Source organism: Bacillus sp. SN32 (genome assembly GCF_002837495.1).
In the GTDB taxonomy this organism is placed as follows: domain Bacteria; phylum Bacillota; class Bacilli; order Bacillales; family Bacillaceae; genus Bacillus; species Bacillus subtilis.
In genome coordinates this window covers 568,582-589,272 of sequence record NZ_PJCT01000002.1, presented here as the reverse complement: position 1 = coordinate 589,272, position 20,691 = coordinate 568,582, and the positions used below count along the sequence as shown (strand labels likewise).

14 protein-coding genes and 1 pseudogene are annotated in these 20,691 nt (G+C 43.5%); 10 read left to right on the top strand and 5 right to left on the bottom strand.

Features of this window, described 5'->3' with window-relative positions; genetic code table 11:
* Positions 1-111: 111 nt before the first annotated feature.
* Together fabZ and mscL are read left to right on the top strand one after the other, a co-directional pair.
* Complete coding sequence (fabZ, locus tag CW370_RS11305; protein ID WP_003221796.1) at positions 112-537, top strand: 3-hydroxyacyl-ACP dehydratase FabZ; 426 nt, start codon at positions 112-114, stop codon at positions 535-537.
* A gap of 72 nt (positions 538-609) precedes the next feature.
* Positions 610-1,005, top strand: a complete 396-nt coding sequence (gene mscL, locus CW370_RS11300; RefSeq protein WP_021445844.1) for a large conductance mechanosensitive channel protein MscL — start codon at positions 610-612, stop codon at positions 1,003-1,005.
* A gap of 45 nt (positions 1,006-1,050) precedes the next feature.
* Here mscL and CW370_RS21560 read toward each other — a convergent pair whose 3' ends face one another.
* A complete protein-coding gene (locus CW370_RS21560) occupies positions 1,051-2,022 on the bottom strand; it encodes a histidine kinase (RefSeq protein WP_234398221.1) in 972 nt (323 codons plus the stop codon).
* A gap of 177 nt (positions 2,023-2,199) precedes the next feature.
* Positions 2,200-3,513: pseudogene (locus CW370_RS21555) on the bottom strand (sensor histidine kinase); the annotation flags it as partial.
* Between the two features lie 806 nt (positions 3,514-4,319).
* On the opposite strand from CW370_RS21555, the gene CW370_RS11290 reads away from it, so the two are divergent.
* From CW370_RS11290 to CW370_RS11280, 3 genes are all read left to right on the top strand, one after another.
* Positions 4,320-5,396 carry a response regulator gene (locus tag CW370_RS11290; RefSeq protein WP_024571993.1) on the top strand — a complete coding sequence of 359 codons (1,077 nt, stop codon included), beginning with the start codon at positions 4,320-4,322 and terminating at the stop codon, positions 5,394-5,396.
* 316 nt (positions 5,397-5,712) lie between these two features.
* Positions 5,713-11,676 carry a SpaA isopeptide-forming pilin-related protein gene (locus CW370_RS11285; RefSeq protein ID WP_101169641.1) on the top strand — a complete coding sequence of 1,988 codons (5,964 nt, stop codon included), beginning with the start codon at positions 5,713-5,715 and terminating at the stop codon, positions 11,674-11,676.
* A 97-nt stretch (positions 11,677-11,773) separates the two neighbouring features.
* The gene (locus CW370_RS11280; RefSeq protein WP_069322955.1) at positions 11,774-12,412 is read left to right on the top strand and encodes a class A sortase; all 639 of its coding nucleotides are present in this window, start codon (positions 11,774-11,776) and stop codon (positions 12,410-12,412) included.
* A gap of 139 nt (positions 12,413-12,551) precedes the next feature.
* On the opposite strand, the gene CW370_RS11275 is transcribed toward CW370_RS11280, so the two are convergent.
* Entirely contained in the window at positions 12,552-12,962 is a 411-nt protein-coding gene (locus CW370_RS11275) for a YwpF-like family protein (RefSeq protein WP_003227794.1), read from the bottom strand.
* Between the two features lie 174 nt (positions 12,963-13,136).
* Between CW370_RS11275 and ywpG the strand changes: the two genes are divergently transcribed.
* From ywpG to ywpJ, 4 genes are all read left to right on the top strand, one after another.
* On the top strand, positions 13,137-13,520 hold the full coding sequence (gene ywpG, locus CW370_RS11270; protein ID WP_014478204.1) for a DynA interaction protein YwpG: 384 nt from the start codon (positions 13,137-13,139) through the stop codon (positions 13,518-13,520).
* 76 nt (positions 13,521-13,596) lie between these two features.
* A complete protein-coding gene (ssbB, locus tag CW370_RS11265) occupies positions 13,597-13,938 on the top strand; it encodes a single-stranded DNA-binding protein SsbB (RefSeq protein ID WP_014478203.1) in 342 nt (113 codons plus the stop codon).
* A gap of 224 nt (positions 13,939-14,162) precedes the next feature.
* Positions 14,163-14,939 (top strand): transcriptional regulator GlcR, encoded by a 777-nt coding sequence (glcR, locus tag CW370_RS11260; RefSeq protein ID WP_003244075.1) that lies wholly within the window; start codon positions 14,163-14,165, stop codon positions 14,937-14,939.
* Positions 14,940-14,944: 5 nt separating this feature from the next.
* Positions 14,945-15,802 (top strand): phosphatase YwpJ, encoded by an 858-nt coding sequence (gene ywpJ, locus CW370_RS11255; RefSeq protein WP_015251049.1) that lies wholly within the window; start codon positions 14,945-14,947, stop codon positions 15,800-15,802.
* 124 nt (positions 15,803-15,926) lie between these two features.
* On the opposite strand, the gene CW370_RS11250 is transcribed toward ywpJ, so the two are convergent.
* Positions 15,927-18,695, bottom strand: a complete 2,769-nt coding sequence (locus CW370_RS11250; RefSeq protein WP_033885048.1) for a DEAD/DEAH box helicase — start codon at positions 18,693-18,695, stop codon at positions 15,927-15,929.
* Positions 18,682-20,292, bottom strand: a complete 1,611-nt coding sequence (locus tag CW370_RS11245) for an SWIM zinc finger family protein (RefSeq protein WP_029946177.1) — start codon at positions 20,290-20,292, stop codon at positions 18,682-18,684. The genes CW370_RS11250 and CW370_RS11245 overlap by 14 nt, the downstream gene beginning before the upstream one ends.
* Positions 20,293-20,494: 202 nt before the next feature.
* Between CW370_RS11245 and CW370_RS11240 the strand changes: the two genes are divergently transcribed.
* The gene (locus tag CW370_RS11240; RefSeq protein WP_003242876.1) at positions 20,495-20,638 is read left to right on the top strand and encodes a hypothetical protein; all 144 of its coding nucleotides are present in this window, start codon (positions 20,495-20,497) and stop codon (positions 20,636-20,638) included.
* Positions 20,639-20,691 lie beyond the last annotated feature (53 nt).

Genomic DNA, 20,691 nt, shown 5'->3' with positions numbered 1-20,691 from the left:
TTTTAGCGCGGTTGAAAAAGAGATTAATTCATAATATACTTTTCAAATGTACAGATTGGATCTTTGATGATTGCTATACATACTAATGCAGATGAAGGAGATGTCAAGACAATGCTTGATACTCAGCAAATTAAAGAAATTATTCCTCACCGTTATCCGTTTTTGCTTGTGGATCGGATTACGGAAGTTGAAGAGGGCAAACGGGCAAAAGGCTATAAAAATGTAACCGCTAATGAAGAGTTCTTTAACGGACATTTTCCTCAGTACCCGGTTATGCCCGGCGTATTAATCGTAGAAGCACTCGCTCAAGTCGGAGCTGTTGCGATGTTGATTAAAGAAGAAAACCGCGGCAGACTGGCTTTTTTTGCAGGCATTGATAACTGCCGCTTTAAAAAACAAGTCAAGCCTGGTGACCAGCTTCACCTTGAGGTTGAAATCATTCGTGCCCGCGGTACAATCGGGCGCGGAAAAGGCGTTGCCACAGTTGATGGCGAAGTCGTTTGCGAAGTAGAACTGACTTTTGCCCTCGGAGAATAATTGAAAAAAGGCAGATGGCCAGCGGCACATTTGTCTTTTTTTCTTTACAAATATAGAAAAGCAGGTGATTGTATGTGGAATGAATTTAAAGCCTTTGCCATGCGGGGGAATATCGTAGACCTTGCGATTGGTGTTGTGATAGGCGGCGCTTTCGGAAAGATCGTCACATCTCTAGTAAATGATATCATTATGCCTTTGGTCGGTTTGCTGCTGGGAGGGCTTGACTTTTCAGGCCTGTCGTTTACGTTTGGCGATGCTGTAGTGAAGTATGGCAGCTTTATACAGACGATTGTGAACTTCTTAATTATATCGTTCTCCATTTTTATCGTCATTCGGACTTTGAATGGGTTAAGGCGCAAAAAAGAAGCAGCAGAAGAAGAGGCTGCGGAGGAAGCGGTGGATGCACAGGAGGAGCTGCTGAAAGAAATCAGAGACCTGCTGAAGCAGCAAGCAAAGTCGCCGGAATAAAAAAGATGCCGTTAGAAACGGCGTCTTTTTTTTCTCAATTTCCGTTTAGGTTCGTTCTGTGTCCTTCAGTTCTGCAGGGCTTTCTGTTGTTTCAGCGAGATGAATGAGCATTGAGACAGAGGTGCCTGCATCCGGAGTGCTGGTAATCATCAACTCGCTCCCGCAAAAATGTTTCAGCCGCTGATTGATATTTTTCAATCCGACGCTGCGATCGAAATCCGCAGATAAGAGATCTTTTTGTTTTTCCGGAGGCATCCCCGCACCGTTATCCTCTACTTTGATGTGATACTTATTTTTGCATTGTTTTTTAGCTGTCAGTTTGATCCATCCTCCGCCTCTTTTCTTGCTGACACCGTGAAGAACGGCATTTTCCACCAAGGGCTGAATCATTAAAGGCGGAAGGATAAAGTCAATGTCTTCATCTATATCGAAAAGAACCTCAAGCCGATTACCGAATCGCGTCTTTTCTATAGAAAGATAGGAATTGATAATCGAAAGCTCATGTCTGAAGGAACTGATGGCTGATGTATTTTGAAAGTCAAAACTCATTCTTAAATAGTTGGTAAATTCCTCTGTTACCTCCCGGGCCTTTTCAATATCCAAATGAGTGAGAGAAATAATCGTGTTTAATACATTATAAAGAAAATGAGGCTTGATTTGCGACTGGAGAAACGCCATTTCCATTCTTGTGGCTTGATTTGCTGTATGTTTCATCATGATCAGGTTTTGAATACGCGCCATAAATTCAGAGTAATGATAAGGTTTTTGCAAAATGTCATTCGCTCCGGCATGAAAAGCCTTGTATTTGTCATGGCCGATAATGGCAGCTGTAATGATCAGAACCGGAAGATCAACCATGCTGAATCGTTCGCGAATTTTCATACAGACTTCGAAACCAGTCATATCCGGCATCATCAAGTCCAAAATAACCAAATCAAGCTTTGTGCAAGAGACGATTTCTAATGTTTCCTTTCCGTTCTTCGCAGCAATCACATTGTAGGGCACACCTTCAAGCATATCGTTTAAAATTTTTAAACTGTCAATGTTATCATCGACAATCAGAATGGTTGGAGCGTCAATACTCTCAGAGTAATAAGGCGTGCTAAATGAGATATCTGATAGATCTCTCCCGGATTGTAATTCAGGAAGGCGTTTTTTTGTTTCAGATACAGGTTCATTTTGGGCGATCGGCAAGGTGAAATGGAATGCCGAACCTTTTCCTTCTTCTGATTCGACCCAAATATCTCCGTTTTGGAGCTGAACCAGCTGTTTGACAATGCTGAGGCCAAGACCGGCACCATCGTCTTTATTCTTTTCGGCTTGCTGAAAAGACTCAAAGATGGTTTGGCGATCGGCTTCTGAAATGCCGCTTCCCGTATCTGCTACTGTCACTTTGATCATGTTATCGTTCAGTCTTGAAGCAGAAAGTGTGATTTGGCCCTCTGTTGTATATTTGATTGCATTGTCCACTAAATTGGTTAATATTTGGCGGAAGCGGTTTTCATCTGTGAGCACCAGAGGAAGATCGTCTGGGATATGGTTCATGATATTTAAGTTTTTATGTCTCGATAAGAGGTTGTAGAAATTCATTTCCGAACAAACTAAAGTATAAATATCAACAGGAACCGGGTGGATTTGAAGCATGCCTTGCTTTATTTTTTCTAAATCCAGGATGTCATTTACCAGATTGGACAGCCTGTAGCCCATGCGGATGACGAGCTGCATATTTTCTTTCTCTTCTTCTATCGTTCTTTTTCCCTTGCCGGCCAGCAGGGTCTGGCATATATTAATGATGCTGTTCAGCGGTGTTTTGAATTCATGTGATGTTTTGGCAATAAATTCATCCTTTAGCCGGTCACTTCTGAGCAATTTCCACGACAGCACTTCATTTTCACGGAATGCCCCGGCAAATTGCTGTGCCATTAACAGAACGATCGCCAGCAAAGCGATAACTGTTGGCAATGAATAAATCGAATTAAAGGAAAAGGCTGTTTTGCCGCTATAAGCTGAAATGGTGGTTAAAATGACAAAAGCACTCATTGATATAGAGGCGATGGTCAGATACAGACTTCCTTCCATTTTGCGGATCGCAGCAATCGTAAAAATATATGTAATATAAACCAGAGTCGAGACCGCTAGCACAGAATGTAAGATGTACGAGGCATGGCCGATAAAACCCACGGTTAAAAAATCTGTGACTAAGACCAGCCCGGAAGAAACAGTGGCAATGCGAATAAATCGCTTTGAAACAATCTCTCTGTAAGCAAAAAAGAGATAGAGAAAAACCGCAATGCTGACGAGCACTGTAGAGATGGCCCTCAATGAATTTAGCAGTGAAAATGAAATTGACGGATAGAGGAGAAATATAATCCGCTCTTTTCCGATCATCAGAATAATGAACGAAAACAGAAGACACATAACAGAAAAAAACAACAAATGTTTATCTTTTTTTCTTTGCAGGAAAAAGCCCAGAAAATATAATCCGGTAATGAAAAAAGCTGTAATCATGATTGTATCATTAAGAAAGGAAATTTTATTTTCCCGCACTATTTGTTCCTGGGTGCCAAAAGTAATTGGCTTTGCGATTCCCCATCCCGGCGTTTTTCCGAAGTTCGAAAATTGTACGACAAGTTCATTGTCACCCTTGTGAAGCGTAAAAAAGCTCGTATATGGGCGGTTTTGTGCCGCAAAATCAGGTTTATCTGAAGGGTTGCCGCTTTGGCCAATGAATTGTCCATTAAAATAGATGCGATTGGCACTGTAAATAAACGACGTGCTGATCCCAAAAACCTGATTGTCTTGCTTTGATCTGATGGTCAGCTTATACGTTCCGTAATCAACATTGATACCCTGCTTGGCCAGCTTCACATTGCTGGGGACATCAACGAATAAGGGATCTTTTCCTTTTGCTGAAGCGATCTCTTTTGGTGACAGAATCTGATTTGGATACAATGTCCATTTTCCGTTTAGCTGTACATTCCCATCCTTCTGAAAATCCCAATTCTCCAAGTTCATGACCCCATGCCTTGCCGCAGGAAGCGTTGATCCGGAAAAATGGTCAATGGCTATGAAACCCATAAAGAATGCAGCGTAACCGAAAATAATCGAAGTGAAGATCAATTTCTCTTTCATATCATGGCTCCTTTATTCAAATAGGATCATTCTAAATTCCTATTTTTTTATAAATATTGTAAGTGCAAAATTTCAAAAACTACAATAGAAAGAAAAAGAATCCAGATAAAGGGGTTATTTGTCATGATATAATAGAAGTTATTTACTGATATCTCGATTTTACATATAGGGTGGGATGTTTTGTGAAAGCGTTAATTGTTGACGATGAGCACTTGGCATTGCTCCATTTTAAGAAAATGCTTGAACGAACAAACGCCTTTCAATCTATTATGGCGTATCAAGATCCGGTTGAGGCCTTAGAGCATCCTGAGACTCCTGCTGTAGATGCGGTGTTTCTTGATATTGAAATGCCGGGGGTAAATGGCATTGAGCTTGCTGAGGCGATTCAATCGATGAATGAAAACATCCAAGTCGTTTTCATCACGGCTTATAATGAGTTTGCTATCAAGGCGTTTGAGCTGAATGCCATTGATTATTTGCTGAAGCCTGTCATATACAAGCGGCTTGAGACAACTGTTGAACGAATCAAAACGAATAATATGCTCAGACAAAATGCAGAAAATACCGAGGCGCATTTTTCCATCCAATGCTTTGGAAGCTTGCAGTTTCATCAAATCTTAAAGGGTGTCAAAACAAGCATTCCAGTCAAGTGGAGAACGTCGAAAGCACGTGAAATATACTTATTTTTGCTTCACAATCAAGGCCATGTGGTCAGTAAAGACATGCTAATCGATCTTTTTTGGCCTCATTACGATGTTTCAAAAGCAAGCACCCAACTTTACTCCACCATTTACCAAATACGAAAACTATTCAGCCAGATCCCTTTCAGCCAAACTATCGAGAAGACTGATACTGGATATATTCTTCGGCTTTCAGGCGCAAAAATCGATGTTGTCGAATGGGAAAAATCACTAAAAGGGGCGCCGCCGCTCAATACGGCTACATTACATCTGCACATGGATATTTTCATGTCCTATCAAAATCATTACCTAATGGAGCACGGTTATCTTTGGGCAGAACCGGAAAAGACGCGTCTTTCCCAGCTTTGGCTTGGAAAGGCCTATGAACTGATCGATTATCATATTCATGAAATGAACGATCATCAAGCGATGGACATTTGCCTGCAAGCGGAGAAAATTGAGCCATGCGATCATAAAATTATGCAATACAAGCTGCAGCTATTCAACAAAAACGGGAAGGTAGAAGATGCGATAAAAGAATATCAGCGTTACAAACAAATGAAGGATCAAATTAATTAAAGAACTCCAAACCAGTATGTGTCGATTGCTTTTCGATGCACACTGGTTTTTTTGTGCACTTAAAGAGAAGGCCTCGCCATATGTCTCCTGGGTGAAACTTCAACTCTCTCCAATTCACTTCAATCATACATGATTTCTGAGTTGTACAGAAATTGTATAGTTCCATTTCATACAATGTAGTTTGGTTCGGATGGCAAATCTTAGTTTTGAAACTCATTCGGTATTAGCAGTTCTTTTTGAGGGATGAGACATGATGTTATGGTCTCGCGGATCAGTCGGCAAGTGAAAGATAGATAAGAAAGGGAGGAATGAAAAGTTGAGAACGAGGAGTTTTCCCTTAGGGCTGAAAAAAAGCGGGCGGATCGTTATGATCATAAGCCTTGCCATCTTTTTCTTCTTCAGCCAGATCGCCAGCTATACTCTTACAGCACAGGCTGTGGACGTAACGTCAAGTGACAGCCAATTCTTCGATTCGGTAACAGTTAAGGACGCAAAGAGTCAGATTGTTGACGGATCAAAAGGAAACGAACCGGCATTAACGCCGGGGGATGAAGTGATACTGACATATGAATGGTCATTGAAAAAAGACAAAAAAGCTGATAGCGAACAGGATATCAATGTGGAGATACCTAAAAGCTTTACATTTGATAAAGGTGCAGAAGGTGAGATCAAATCTGCTGATCAGGTCATCGGCAGCTATCAAGTGCCGGCGGGCAGCAGCACCATGACAGTAAAATTAACAACTGCATCCGCGGATTCTCCTGATGCCAAGGGGACCATTACACTGCCAGCTAAGTTTTCTGCAGATGTAAAAGACGATGAACATACAGCAGCAGCCCTTTTTCAGCTAGGGGGAGGCAAAACCCAGCAGGTGATCATTCCTGTTAAGAAAGAGGAGACACCAGATGCCGAGGCGGAAGAGCCAAAAAACGACTCTTCTGATACTGCGGGTGATCAGGAAGGGAAAGATGACAAATCTGCACCTTCAGTCAGCAAGGATCAAAAAGAGGAAGAACAGCAGCCGTCAGATGACTCTAAGAGCGGCGAATCCTCTAAGAGTGATGATTCAAAAAAAGTGTCATCCTCAAGTCAATCAGCTTTCAAAAGCTTGCAAACTGAAGAAAAACAAATCACGCAACATATTTTAACCGGCGTGACATTGACGGATGCAAACGGAGAGCCATATGACAAGGGCAATCGCGCCAATACGAATTCTCCGGTGAAAATTTCAATTGATTGGGCTATTCCTGACGATTTAGGAAAAACGATCAATGCCGGCGATAAATATGAATTTGATTTGCCTAAAGAATTTATTATGCATAATGACATTGTGAACCTGCCGTTAGGCGCCGGAGACACCACCTACGGGACATTTTCTATTGATACGAACGGACATGTGGTGATGACATTTAACGGCGAGGTAAAAGAAAGTTCTAATGTCAAAGGCACATTGGTTATCAATACGCAGTTCAACGAGAAAAAAATAACGGGTTCGACAACACAAAAGATTCCATTCCCTGTGAATGCCGATACTCCTGAAACAACAGTTTATTTTAAACCCAATGTGAGTAAAACCATTGATAAATCAGGTGTGCTGGATAAAGGCATCAACCCTGGTAAAGTAACATGGACGGTCGATGTCAATAAAAAGTTGGATCAAGTCAAAAATGCCAAACTCACGGAAAGCTTTCCAGATGGCGTAATCTACCGTTCAGTTAAAGTGTATGAACTCAATGTGAACATTGATGGTTCTGTCAGCAGAGGAAATGAAGTTTCTTCAGGCTACAGTGTTGATTCAAAAGGAAATGTCACATTTGACGGGACAATTGATTCAGCCTACCGCCTTGTATACGAAACCGACATTGACAATGGTGCGAAGCCGAGTGAAGGCGGAAATATAACGCTGACAAATAAGGCGGCATTCAGCGGAGACAACCTGGAACCCATTTCTGCAGAAGCCACTGTTGCAGCCAAGTATGGAAAAATGATCGCGAAATCATCGACCGGCTATGATGGAGAATCTCAAACATTCAGCTGGGCTCTTGCATACAACTACGGTGAGAAACAGATCGACCAATCCAAGGCCAGCATTAAAGATTCTTTTGGAACTGGTGATTTGCATCTTGTGAAAGATTCTTTGAAGGTTATTCCTATTACCTTTGGTCAGAATGGCAGCGAGCAAGCGGGCACGCCTTTAAAGGAAGGCGAGGACTACACGCTCATCGATAATGGAAGCGGATTTGAAATCAAATTTAATAAAAACGTAACCAGCGCTTACAAAATCATATATCAAACAAAGGTCAACAGCGGAGTGATCATTGATAAATCTACAACATACACCAATAGCGTTATAACCGGAACAGGGGATTCAAAAGAAGCTTCTGGAATAGCCATTCAGCAAAATCTCATCAAAGGATATTCAAACGTTGATTATGAGAAGAAGACGGTTGATTGGACGATTACAGTTAATAAAAATAAATACTTGATGAACAATTGGACTTTGGATGATCAATTTGAAAGCGGCGGAATGGTTCTGCTTGATGAATCGTTCAAGCTTCAAGACACAACGAACAACAAAACATTACAGAAAGACAAAGACTACACGTTAACAAAAAAACCTGATCAAAAAGGCTTTACTTTGGCATTGATCGGGGATTATGCAAAAACAGACAGTCAATTTAAGATCACTTATACGACAACATTCAATGCCGATTATTCTAACGAAAGCGTTAAGAATACAGCTCAGTCGACATGGACTGATCAAAACGGCACTGAGCGCACGAATAAGGTATCAAGCGGTTTTACGCCGAATCATCAGACTTCAAATAATGGGTTTAAAAACGGCTCATACAACGCGGTTTCAAAGGAAATCACGTGGAAAATCGGCGTCAACTATAACGGCGAGCCGACGAAAAACCCTTATATCAAAGATGCCATAACAGATCCTCAGCAATTTGTGCCGGGTTCCGTTGTCGTTAAGAGTTATACGATCAATAAAAACGGCTCGATCACAGAAGGAGACGCGCTTGATCCTTCCAAGTATGATGTCGAAGAGCCTTCTGCGAAAAATGAACGCACGCTGACGGTACACCTTAAAACAGGCGATTCTGTACCATATCTGATTGAGTTTAAGACATCACTCAAAGGACAGGTCATTGATCAGAATCAGTATACAAACAAGGCAACCTACTATAATGACGGCTATGCAGACCGCACGTTAACAGGCTCTGTTTCAGTTGCGAACGGAGGAAGCCTGGTTTTCAAAGGCGGCAAACAAAATGGAAGCTACATCGATTGGAACATCAATGTCAACTCCAGCCAATCAACGCTGGATGACGTAAAAGTTACTGACACGCCGGATGAAAATCAAATATTAGATGCGGATTCTTTTAAAGTGTATCAAGCAAAATATGATGAAAACGGAGTGGTCAAAGACAGCAGCGGAAATCTGACCGCGGGAGATGTCGAGCTTCAAAAAGACAAAGACTACACGTTAGACATCAAAACGGACAATACAACAGGTGAACAATCGTTTGTCCTGAAATTCATAGGCAGCTATAAGCAAATTGATCGCGCCTATGTGATCAAATACCGGTCTCTGATTAACATAGCCGGCACGAGCGGCCATGTTAAAAATAAGGTGTCCATTTCAGGAACAAATGTGAAGGAGCAGACTCAAGAAAACAGCAGCTCGATCTTTGTTGCCATTTCAAGCGGCGACGGTTCCGGATCCGGAGAAAAAGGAAGCCTGACGATTTTTAAGACTGGAGAGGACGATAAAGCTCTTGAAGGAGCAGAATTCCAGTTATGGTCTGAGGGCTCCAAACAGCTCCTCCGCACTGGTACGACGGATGCCGGCGGGAAGCTTACATTCGGAAATATTCGCTACGGTTCCTATGTATTAAAAGAAGTAAAAGCGCCTGACGGATATACCATCAGTGATGCTTATGCAAAAGGAGTCTCTGTAAAGATAGACAGCAACTCCTCCAAGACAGGAGCGCTGTACAAAGTCGTAAATCAACAGAACAAGGTGACGCTTATCAAACAAGACGAACAAAACAATCCTTTGGCGGGTGCTGTTTTCAAGCTGGAGAAAAAGTCAAATGACGGCACCTATACTCTCATACGAACAGATATAAAATCTGATAAAAACGGAAAAGTAGAAATGAACGGTTTGCCGGCGGGCTACTATCGCTTGACAGAAACACAAGCTCCTGAAGGCTTTATCGTAAATACAAAAGCGATTCACTTCTCAATCGCAAAGAATGAAAAGAATCAAGTGTCTGACGTCAATTTGGGGGCAATGACCAATTATCAAGGAAAAGTCTCTCTGACGAAGGAAAATGCTGAAGGCCAGAAACTTGAAGGCGCAGTATTCAACATTGTCGATCAAGATGGAAAGATTGTTCAAGAGAAGTTGACTTCAGATAAAGACGGAAAAATTGAGGCTTCGGGCCTTGCACCGGGCCATTACGCTTTTGTGGAAACAAAAGCGCCAGCCGGCTATGTGCTGAATACAAAGAAAAAAGAATTTACCATCTCAGAATCTGCAGCAGGAAAGCCTGAAGCCGCAGATGCCGGAATCGCCGTTAACGATAAAGGCTCTGTTGAGCTGACGAAGGAAGATGCAGATGGCCAGAAGCTTGAAGGAGCCGTCTTTAAGATTATCGACAAGGAAGGTAATACGGTTCAAGAAGGACTGACCTCAGATAAAAACGGGAAAGTCACAGCTTCAGGCCTTGCACCGGGACAATACGCTTTTGTTGAAACGAAAGCGCCAGTCGGTTATGTGCTGAACACAGAGAAAATAGAGTTTGAGATCTCTGATTCCTCTGAAGGAAAGCCTGAAGCTACAGATGCCGGGATCGCCATTAATCATAAAGGCTCCGTTGAGTTGACGAAGGAAAATGCGGAAGGCAAGAAGCTTGAAGGTGCAGTTTTCATCATTGTCGACGAAAAAGGAAATACGGTTCAAGAAGAGCTGACTTCCGATAAAGAGGGAAAAGTAAAAGCTTCGGGCCTTGCGCCGGGACGTTACGCCTTTGTTGAAACGAAAGCGCCAGCCGGTTATGTGCTAAACACGGAGAAAAAAGAGTTTACCATTTCTGAATCAGCAGCAGGAAAGCCAAAATCCGCTGATGCCCGGATCGTCGTGAACTATCAAGGATCGGTTCAGCTGACGAAGGAAGATCAGGATGGAAAAGGCTTAGCAGGCGCGGTATTCAAAATCACTGACAGCAATGGGAAAACAGTGAGAGACGATCTAGTCTCAAAAGAAGGCGGCAAAATTGAAGTTGACGGGTTAGCGCCAGGAAGCTACCAATTTATCGAAAAACAGGCGCCAGACGGGTATCTATTATCCGCCATCCCTGTGCCATTCACCATTAAGGCAGAAAACGGCGGCAAACCTAAACAAGTTGAAGTAACAGCGGTTAATACGAAGAACCGGGTTGTCCTCACAAAAGTGGATCAGCATGATCAACGTAAAGTTCTGCAAGGCGCAGAATTCAATTTGACAGACGCCAACGGCAAAGTGCTGAAGTCCGGTTTGGTTACCGATGACAAAGGACAAATCACGGTGCATGGCCTCAAAGCTGGCGATTATCAGTTTGTAGAAACAAAAGCGCCTAAGGATTATGAGGTGGACCAAACTCCTATATCGTTCAAGATCACAAACACAGACACGAAAACAGTCGAAATCACCGCGGAAAACATTTTGGCACCAGGTGACGTAAATGTGAAAAAAGTGGATCAAGACGATAAAAATACCGTTTTGGAGGGCGCTGAATTCAAGTTATTGGACGAAAGCGGCAAGCCTGTAAAAACTGACGGGTATGGAAAAGAGCTTTCTAAACTCTGGAAAACAGATCAAAATGGGCAGTTCACTGTAAAAGGCCTTGCGCCGGGAAGCTACCAGTTGATTGAAACGAAGGCTCCCGAAGGTTACAAACTTGACGAAACACCGATTGAATTCACAATTGAAAAAGGACAGTCAAAAGCTGTTGAGATCGTTGTTTCTAATCAAAAAGTGAAAACACCAACGCCTGATAAGCATGATCATCCTGATAAACCTGCACCGGGCGGAAATGGAAAAGATGATGGAGATCATCCGAATACCAATGGTACAGATGGCAGCTCGGATGGTCAGTCGAACACAGACAAAACCCTCCCAAAAACCGGAGATACAGACAGCATGCTGACAGCAATGATCGGTATCCTGCTGCTTATGGCAGGCGGAGGCTTAGCTGTTGCCTCAAGAAAGAAACAAAGAAAAGGATAAAGTTGAAGGCACCTGATCATCGAAGAATCGATCAGGTGCTTTTTTGAAAAGTGACACGAAGCGTTTTTAGAAGGATGCATAAGAAAGGGTTTTTTGCATGTACAAGAAAATGATCATTACGGTGTTCATCCTTTTCGGACTGCTGCTGATCTCTTCTCCTTATATCAAAGGTGGAATTATAGCTTATCTTAGCAAAAGCCAGAGTGAATCGGCCTTAACTGTGGAGCAGCTGAAAAAAAATAATGAGAGAGAAGCGGAATTTGAATTTGATTCAATCGAGCCGCCTGAGTTGATGGATGCTGTAAAGGCCGGCTTTGATCACGATCAAAAAGCGGTTATCGGGCGGATAACAATTAAAAGTGTCGATCTGGAGCTTCCGATCGTAAAAGGCACAACCAATGAAAATCTTTTGATTGGGGCGGCAACAATGCGCCCGGATCAAAAAATGGGTGAGGGAAATTATCCGTTGGCGGGCCATCATTTGAAGCAAAAGAATCTTCTGTTCGGACCTCTGGAAAACATAAAAACAGGTGCCCAAATTGTCATCACGGATTTTAAAAAGGATTATATCTATTCTGTAACATCTAAAGACATCATATCGGAAATGGATGCAGATGTAATTGAGGAGACAAACAAAAAAGAGATTACGCTAATCACATGTGACAAGGCTGTCAAAACTGAAGGGCGCCTTGTTGTGAAAGGGGAATTGGTTGATTCTTTTGGCCATACAAATTAAATATGCAAGAGTGAAAGTACGAAAAGAAAAGCTGCCGTTCAAAACGGCAGCTTTTTTCATGCAGAACATATCTATTCTAAATGTCTATTGTGATGCTCTTCGGTTCTGTGTCTGTTTTGGGGAACATGCCCCCTCATATTTATAACTTTTGCTTAAATGCTTCAATGAGTTTTGTTCCTGTATAGCCCTCTTTTACAAGGGACTCGAGAATGGTTTCAGTGCCCTGCTGTTTTCTTGTGACCATTTGTCCATAGAGTAAAACCTGGATGCTTTCTTCCAGCTTGACGATATTTTTCACTGCTGCTGTCAGCTGGGCGGGGCGATTGCTTTTTTTCGTGATCGTTACAAATACTTTGGCTTCAGATTGGCTGTTTTGAAGCTGTTCAAAAAAAGACAGATGTTCTTTCTGTACAAGCGCCTCAATCAGCCAGTGATTTTCACCGTCTTCTTTATTTATAATCAGTCCGTCAATAAGGGGAAACTGTTCGATTGATTGTTCTTCCTTGTCCACTCGTTCCACATTCAGGTCAACCAGTTTAAAGGTTTTCATTTCTTCTCACCCCGATTACTTCCAAAGTTTTCTTGCCTTCCATTATAACATAAACGTTTTCGAGGAAAAAATCCTGCAATGCTGGGGCTAAAGAATTTTGTATGAGCGAAACATTTAATAATTTCTATTTTTTCATTATACTGTAACTGACTATGGATTACGGAGAGATGTGGTATGAATCAATTTCGTTTAAAAGAAATTTATATTGACGGCGCTCCTTCTGAAAGCCATTTGATTCAAAAGGAAGTAACATATATGTTAAGCCGTAAAGAAGTGTTTGAGGTTCATCTGAACAAAAAAGGAAGAATAAGTTTTTTATACGAAACACAAGATGGCATGGAGCAGTATAAAATCAAGCTGTCAATGCCGGAAAAAAAATTGAGCTTTCAGTGGTTTGCGTGGGATGGCTCTTCCTATGTGCGCATGAATACGCAAAACTGGCTGACAAAGCAAATCTTTTTCCGTTTTTTAAAAAGTACATATTTCTTCAAAGGAAAAAAGCAAAAGATGTTTTTAGCTGAAGGAAAAATGAAAACGAAAGATAAAAACAGAGGCTGAAAGCCATTTTTAAGCGTTTTTCTTTTCCTGTTGCATCATTTACAATACATACAACCGCAAGGAGAGGAGGAATCGCATGTTCAATCAGGTCATGCTTGTCGGACGTCTTACAAAAGATCCTGATCTTCGCTACACTTCCGCCGGTGCGGCAGTTGCACATGTTACGCTCGCGGTGAACCGCAGCTTCAAGAATGCTTCAGGTGAAATCGAAGCTGATTACGTCAATTGCACACTTTGGAGAAAAACAGCTGAAAACACGGCGTTGTATTGCCAAAAAGGTTCTCTCGTCGGCGTAAGCGGACGGATTCAGACAAGAAGCTATGAAAACGCGGAAGGCGTTAACGTGTATGTAACAGAAGTGTTGGCTGACACTGTTCGTTTTATGGACCCTAAACCCCGGGAAAAAGCTGCTGATTGACACCCCCTGCTCCTCCCGTTATCTATCCATTCACTATTATCCGGATCTTCGCATCATCCCCTCAAAATTGACCAGTCGACCAGACTGGTTCTTTCTTTTTGTCTACTTAGGAAAAATTGGTTCTCTCGACGCATTTTTACTTAAAATCACTTATTAATGTTGAATAAAATTAAACAAAAACTTATAATTACTTATAAATGATTGCTGAGAAAAGGAATGAGGGCGTGTACCAAGAAGAAAGATTAGTAGCGATTTTGGATTTTTTAAAACAGCATAACCGAATTACAACGGAGCAGATCTGTACGCTCCTGCAAGTGTCAAGGGATACAGCGCGACGAGATCTTGTGAAACTTGAGGAACAGAATGCCATCATCCGCACAAGAGGCGGCGCCATTTTACCGACTGTGCATCAGAAAATTCAAAGCTATTCCGGCCGCCTGAAAACAGTGTCTGAGGAAAAAAATAAGATCGGCAGGCTTGCAGCATCGCTTATTCATGATGGTGACCGGGTGATTTTAGACGCCTCTACAACTGTTCAGGCATGTGCAAAGCATTTGAATGCGGTTGATTGTACGGTAATCACCAATTCGATTAATCTTGCGGATGTGCTGTCCGATAAAGAGGGAATTGAAATTTATCTGCTGGGAGGCAAGCTGGAAAAGGAGCACCGCTTTCTGTACGGGTCCTCTGTGATTGAAAAGCTTTCAAGCTACCATGTTGATAAAGCGCTGATTGGTGTGGTCGGCATTTCCGAACATGGCATTACAATTGCGCATGAAGAGGATGGCATGGTGAAGCGGAAAATGATACAGCAGGCAAAGCAGGTAATCGCGCTTGCAGACCATTCTAAGCTGGGCAGCACCAGTTTTTATCAGTATGCGGAGCTGAATGAAATCGACCTCTTGATTACAGACAGGCTGCCGAATCAGGCATTTTGTGACTTGCTTGACCGAAACGGCGTTGAGCTTCTCGTGACAGAGCAGGATGAAGGAAAGGACTGACAAACGTGAAATTAATTGCGATTGACTTAGATGGAACCTTACTCAACAGCAAGCATCAGGTAAGCTTGGAAAATGAAAACGCACTGCGGCAGGCGCAGCGGGATGGCATTGAAGTGGTGGTGTCAACTGGGCGCGCTCATTTTGACGTCATGTCAATCTTTGAACCGCTGGGGATCAAAACATGGGTCATCAGTGCAAACGGCGCCGTCATTCACGATCCCGACGGCAGGCTTTATCATCACGAAACGATTGATAAGAAACGGGCGTATGACATTCTCTCATGGCTTGAGTCGGAAAACTATTATTATGAGGTATTCACAGGTTCAGCGATTTATACGCCGCAAAACGGCAGAGAACTTCTTGATGTTGAGCTCGACAGATTCAGAAGCGCAAATCCGGAAGCGGATCTTTCTGTCCTTAAGCAGGCGGCCGAGGTGCAATACAGCCAATCGGGCTTTGCTTACATTAACTCCTTTCAAGAGCTGTTTGAAGCCGATCAGCCAATCGATTTTTACAATATTCTCGGCTTTTCTTTCTTCAAAGAAAAGCTTGAGGCAGGCTGGAAAAGATATGAGCATGCCGAAGATTTGACGCTTGTCAGTTCGGCTGAGCACAACTTTGAGCTTTCTTCCCGCAAAGCTTCCAAGGGGCAGGCGCTGAAGAGGCTTGCGGAACAGCTGAATATTCCGCTCGAGGAAACCGCTGCTGTAGGTGACAGTTTAAATGACAAATCGATGCTGGAGGCTGCGGGAAAAGGTGTAGCGATGGGCAATGCCCGGGAAGACATCAAATCGATAGCCGATGCTGTCACCTTAACCAATGACGAACATGGTGTCGCACATATGATGAAACATTTGTTGTAAGTATATGTGCTGCCACAAAAGCGCATCCTGTTGATAACCGGCGTAACGGATTTTTTGGAAATTCGGCGTGACGGCTATGAACGGAAAAAAGCTGGCTCTCTAGAGCCAGCTTTTTTAGTCATGATTATTGCGCTGTAGCGCTTAATGTAAACAGTTCTTCGAGCTCCTGTGTGGAAAGCTCGGTAATCCAGTTTTCACTTTGGATAATTTGATCGTTCAGGGTTTGCTTGGATTCAAGCATGACATCAATTTTTTCTTCGATTGTTCCCGTCGTAATCATTTTATGAACGTGGACAAAGCGCTCTTGGCCTATGCGGTATGCACGGTCAGTCGCTTGATTTTCAACCGCCGGGTTCCACCATCTGTCATAATGGATGACGTGATTGGCGGCAGTCAAATTAAGTCCGGTGCCCCCAGCTTTGAGTGAGAGAATCAGTGTCGGATATTCTTTCCTTTGAAATTTCTCAACGAGTGTATCCCGCTCTTGCTTGGAGAGACTCCCGTTTAAAAATTGCACAGGTTCCCCGAACGTTTTTTCAAGCAGCCGCTTCATCATGTTCCCCATCTGAATGTATTGCGTGAAAATGAGGCAGCTTTCGTTTTGGGCGCGGATCGCTGTCATCAGTTCCAGCAATTTTTCGAGCTTGACTGATCTGCCGGCCAGCAGCTCGGTTTGCTCTTCCTTTAAATAAAGCGCGGGATGATCGCATATTTGCTTGAGCCGTCCAAGCATGCTGAGGATCAGCGCTTTTCGCTGCATGCCGGTCAGTGATGTCATATGGTCAAAAGTGTCTTTGACGAGCTGCTCATAAAGGGATGCCTGCTCGGCTGACAGCGGGATAAATTCTTTTTCTTCCAGCTTCTCAGGAAGATTAAGCGCGACCTCTTCATCCCGTTTCGTCCGGCGGAGAAGGAATGGCCGGATTAATTGCTGAAGCTGTCCGATTCTCTTTTCGTCCCGGTCTTTTTCGATCGGCAGCACATAGCGTTTATGGAAGCCGGTCAAACTGCCGAGGTAGCCTTTATTCATGAAGTCAAAAATGGACCACAGCTCAGTCAGGCGGTTTTCCATCGGCGTGCCGCTCAGCGCGATATGATGAAGCCCCTTCAGCTTCCTGATTGCGCGTGATTGCTTCGTATGCGCGTTTTTAATATTTTGCGCTTCATCAAGGCAGATCGTGTTCCATGTCACAGAAGAAAGCTCTTCAGTATCGGCATGTGACAGACCGTATGAAGTGAGCACCACGTCTGCGTTTTCATAATGCGCGGCGAAATCATCACCCTTTGGCCGGCGCGGCCCATAATGGAGCGCGACAGACAGATCAGGGGCAAAGGTTTGAAGCTCCCGCTGCCAGTTGCCAAGTACGGATGTCGGCGCAATAATCAAATGAGGCGTTTTTTGCCGGCCGCTTTCCTTCACGTGAAGGAAATAGGCGATCATTTGAATCGTTTTCCCAAGCCCCATATCGTCAGCCAGACAGGCGCCAAAACCGCTTTCCCGCAGAAACAGCAGCCAGTTCATGCCGTATTTCTGATAAGGGCGGAGCGTTCCTTTGAAAGAAGGACTGACTTCGTGCTCCGGCAGGTTTTCCGCGGCAGTGAGCTTTCGAATCAGTGACCTGAGCTGTTTAGACAGATCAAACTGAATGCCGGCAAAAGCAGATGTATCAATCAGGTCCGAATCCTCAAGTCCGCCATCCTGCTGATCCATTAGCTCGCGCGCCAGAATATCAGACATGTGGAGTCCCTCTGATTCTGCTTTTTCCATCAGGCGTTTCATCTGTTTGATAAACTGCGGATCGATTTTAACCCATTGCCCGCGGATATTAACAAGGCGCCTGTTGCTGGCGACAAGCTCATTAAATTCAGCCTCAGTCAGTTCAATTCCATTTGTCGCAAACCGCCAGTTGAAATCAAGCAGTGCATTCATGCCGACAAATGACTCGCCGCGCGGGGAGGAAGACACCTTTGCTTTCAGCATCATGTTGCTGTCTCTGACAATCTGCCACCAAGACGGCAGGAGGATTTCTACCCCCATATCGACAAGCGTCTCACTTGCTTCTGACAGGAAGATCCAGGCTTCTTCCTCCGAGATCAGCGTTGTCCCGGAATCAAACGACAGCCACGGAACCGTTCTGTGAAAGCGGTCCTGCTCACGCGCGATTTTATCGCTGTACGCCTGCCACGATTTTTTGAGGCTCTTCAGTCCGTCAAAGAATTCTACAGCACCGCTCTTTTTATCGCGTAAAAACATCTCGATCTTCCATTCGTCTCCGTCAAAGTCCGGTTCATTTAAGCGCAAGCCGACAGTAAATGGAGATTGATCGTCAATCCAGCCAATGCCTTCCAGAAAATCCTCTTCATCAAGAAAATGGCCGCGGAATGTCGTAACCGCAGGCGATTTCTCCTTGATATGTTCCCATTTCTCCCGCAGGTCATCGTCGTATTGGATGTAATCCTGTACGGCAGCGGAAAACCATTCCGCAGTAAAGCCTTCCAGTATATTATCGCGGTCCTTCCAGCGAAAAACACCGTTTGTCCATGCGTCATAGTCAGGCAGAAAATCGCCGTCCGCGATAAATTCATAGATGGTCGATGCCGCCTCGATCAGCGGCTCTGTTTCTTCTGTAAGCTGCACGGAGCTGAATGAGTTGAACGAGTTTTTGCCGAGAAGCTCTACAGTCATCCATGGAGATAGCAGGACAGCAGTCGTCCCGATGAAGCTGACATCCTCTAGAAAGGTTCCGTAAAATGAGGATTCATGCCATTGGAACAAATGCTTTTTCATATGGCTGTAGGGAAGAGGCTGCTCATTTTCATCAAAGGCTGAGAGCGTAAATGACCCATCTTCCATTTGTTCGACGTGGATGAGAATTTCTTTAAGACTCGCCATCAATCAACTTTCCTTTCTGCAGTTCTTCTTGAAGCGCGCGCAGGCGCTTGTAATGCGAGCTCAGCAGCTGAATATACCGCTCCCACACCTTCTGCTTTTTCGCTTTTTTGTACAGAGTGCGCAATTTTTTCAAATACCGGGCGGCTTCCTTGTACGAGCTGCGGTTCTTCTGATCAATGAAAAAAGCCACTTCTCTATGGTAAGCCGGTATAAGCGCCTCAGGGTCGCTCGCTGCAATTTCCTTGAGCATCATTTTATCCATTTCATTGATGGAAAAGCCGACAAGGCTATGAATTTCAATCCACTCGGCATAGCGTTTTTTTTCATATAAATGATGGCTGTATTCTGTGAACGTATACGGCAGACAGCCCGCGGCAAAGCGCTCAAACAGCGCTTGATCATTGGTTTGCTGCACATAGGCATTCAACAGAAGGAACAACTCGCCGATCACATCGCGAATCTCTTTAAACGGCTTATCCAGCTTCGTATAACCCATCGCAATTGGCTCAATTTGCTGGTACCATGTTTTAAGCCGTTTCCAGTCCTTCTTGGCAGTCATTTCACTCAGCCATTGGAACGTATAAGGGAGCGCTTCCGGCGGGAATTGATCCGCTTCCGCAAAAATAACGTCATCATTCTTTTGCAGGAATTCCAAATGCAGGCGCCCGAATTGCAATTCGGGAGAAAAACGCCGTCCTGCTTCTTTTTTCAACATCTCCTGTTCGCGTGTCACCCATTTTGGACGCGAAAGCAGCGCACTCCAAATTTCACCGAAGACGCGGATGCGTTCATATTGGAAAATTTCTTCTCTCAACAGCAAATGTCGGATAACATCCGGTGTTTTATCCAAAAACGGATCAAGCGCAAAAGACAGCGCGTATGTTTTTAATTTATCAATAGAGCTGTAGATTGTATCCATCAGCTGTTCAACGTACGGATTGAGGGAATAAAAATCTTGTTCGGGGTTCAGCTTGCCCGCTTCAATCAATGTGAACATGCGAAGCCAAACCGCAATCGCGGAATGAATTTGGTACAGGCTTTTCAGCTCCGGCTTGTTCGGCGTATGTTTTTTTAATGCGGACAGGTAGCCGTAATAGAGGCCCTGCATGTTTTGGCTGCCTTCTGGCGTACGTGCCTGCCAGAGAGAAAACTCTGAATCAAAAAAAGCAAGCCAGCTTGAAAGCGATTCTTCATTAGGCAGCACCTTTTCCTGAAACTGGCGGCGGACGAGCTCTTTGCTTTCCTCAAGCTTTTCCCTCTCCAGCCAATACTCTGTAAAAGTACCCACTCGCTCGAACATTGCATATACATATAAAAACACAGCCAGCATATGGCGGCAGATTCTTCCGGACGGACATGAACAGCCGCTTTTGACTATGACAAACAAGTTCAATGTGACCCGCACAGGCACAACATCCTGCACGTAAGCCGTAACTTCCGTCGGACTCACTGCTTGTAAACGATAGACTGAATCCTGCCGATATAAAATAAGGGCTTTTTTGATCAGCTGAACATTTTCCTCATTGTAAGGAAGAAGTTCTTTTAACTGTTCAGCAGATGCCAGCACATCGTCTTTGGAAATCATATTCTGAAGCATGATTATCGCTCCTAACCGAGTCACGTAATAAAAAGATCCAATTTCTCTATTATATCGCAACACATCGGCCTTAAAAAGTTTTTCCTAAAAAAGGACATAAAAAATGGGATGTGTCGAATGATGTATTAGAGATTGCAAATTGATAACCAGCATCATATAATAATCGTGTTTTCAACTTAATGGAAGCTGAAAGGAAAAAAAGATGAGTGAAAAGAAATTGAATCAAGAAGAGTTTCTGAAAATTTTGATGCATGCACATGAAATTGGTGAGCAGTCATCTGAGATGACGACGAAGGAAATGCTTGAAAATTTGATTTCTCATATTAAAAATGGATATGCAACATAAAAATCCCGCACGCCTTTAGCGGGATTTTTTTATGCGAGGTTACGTGACTGCAC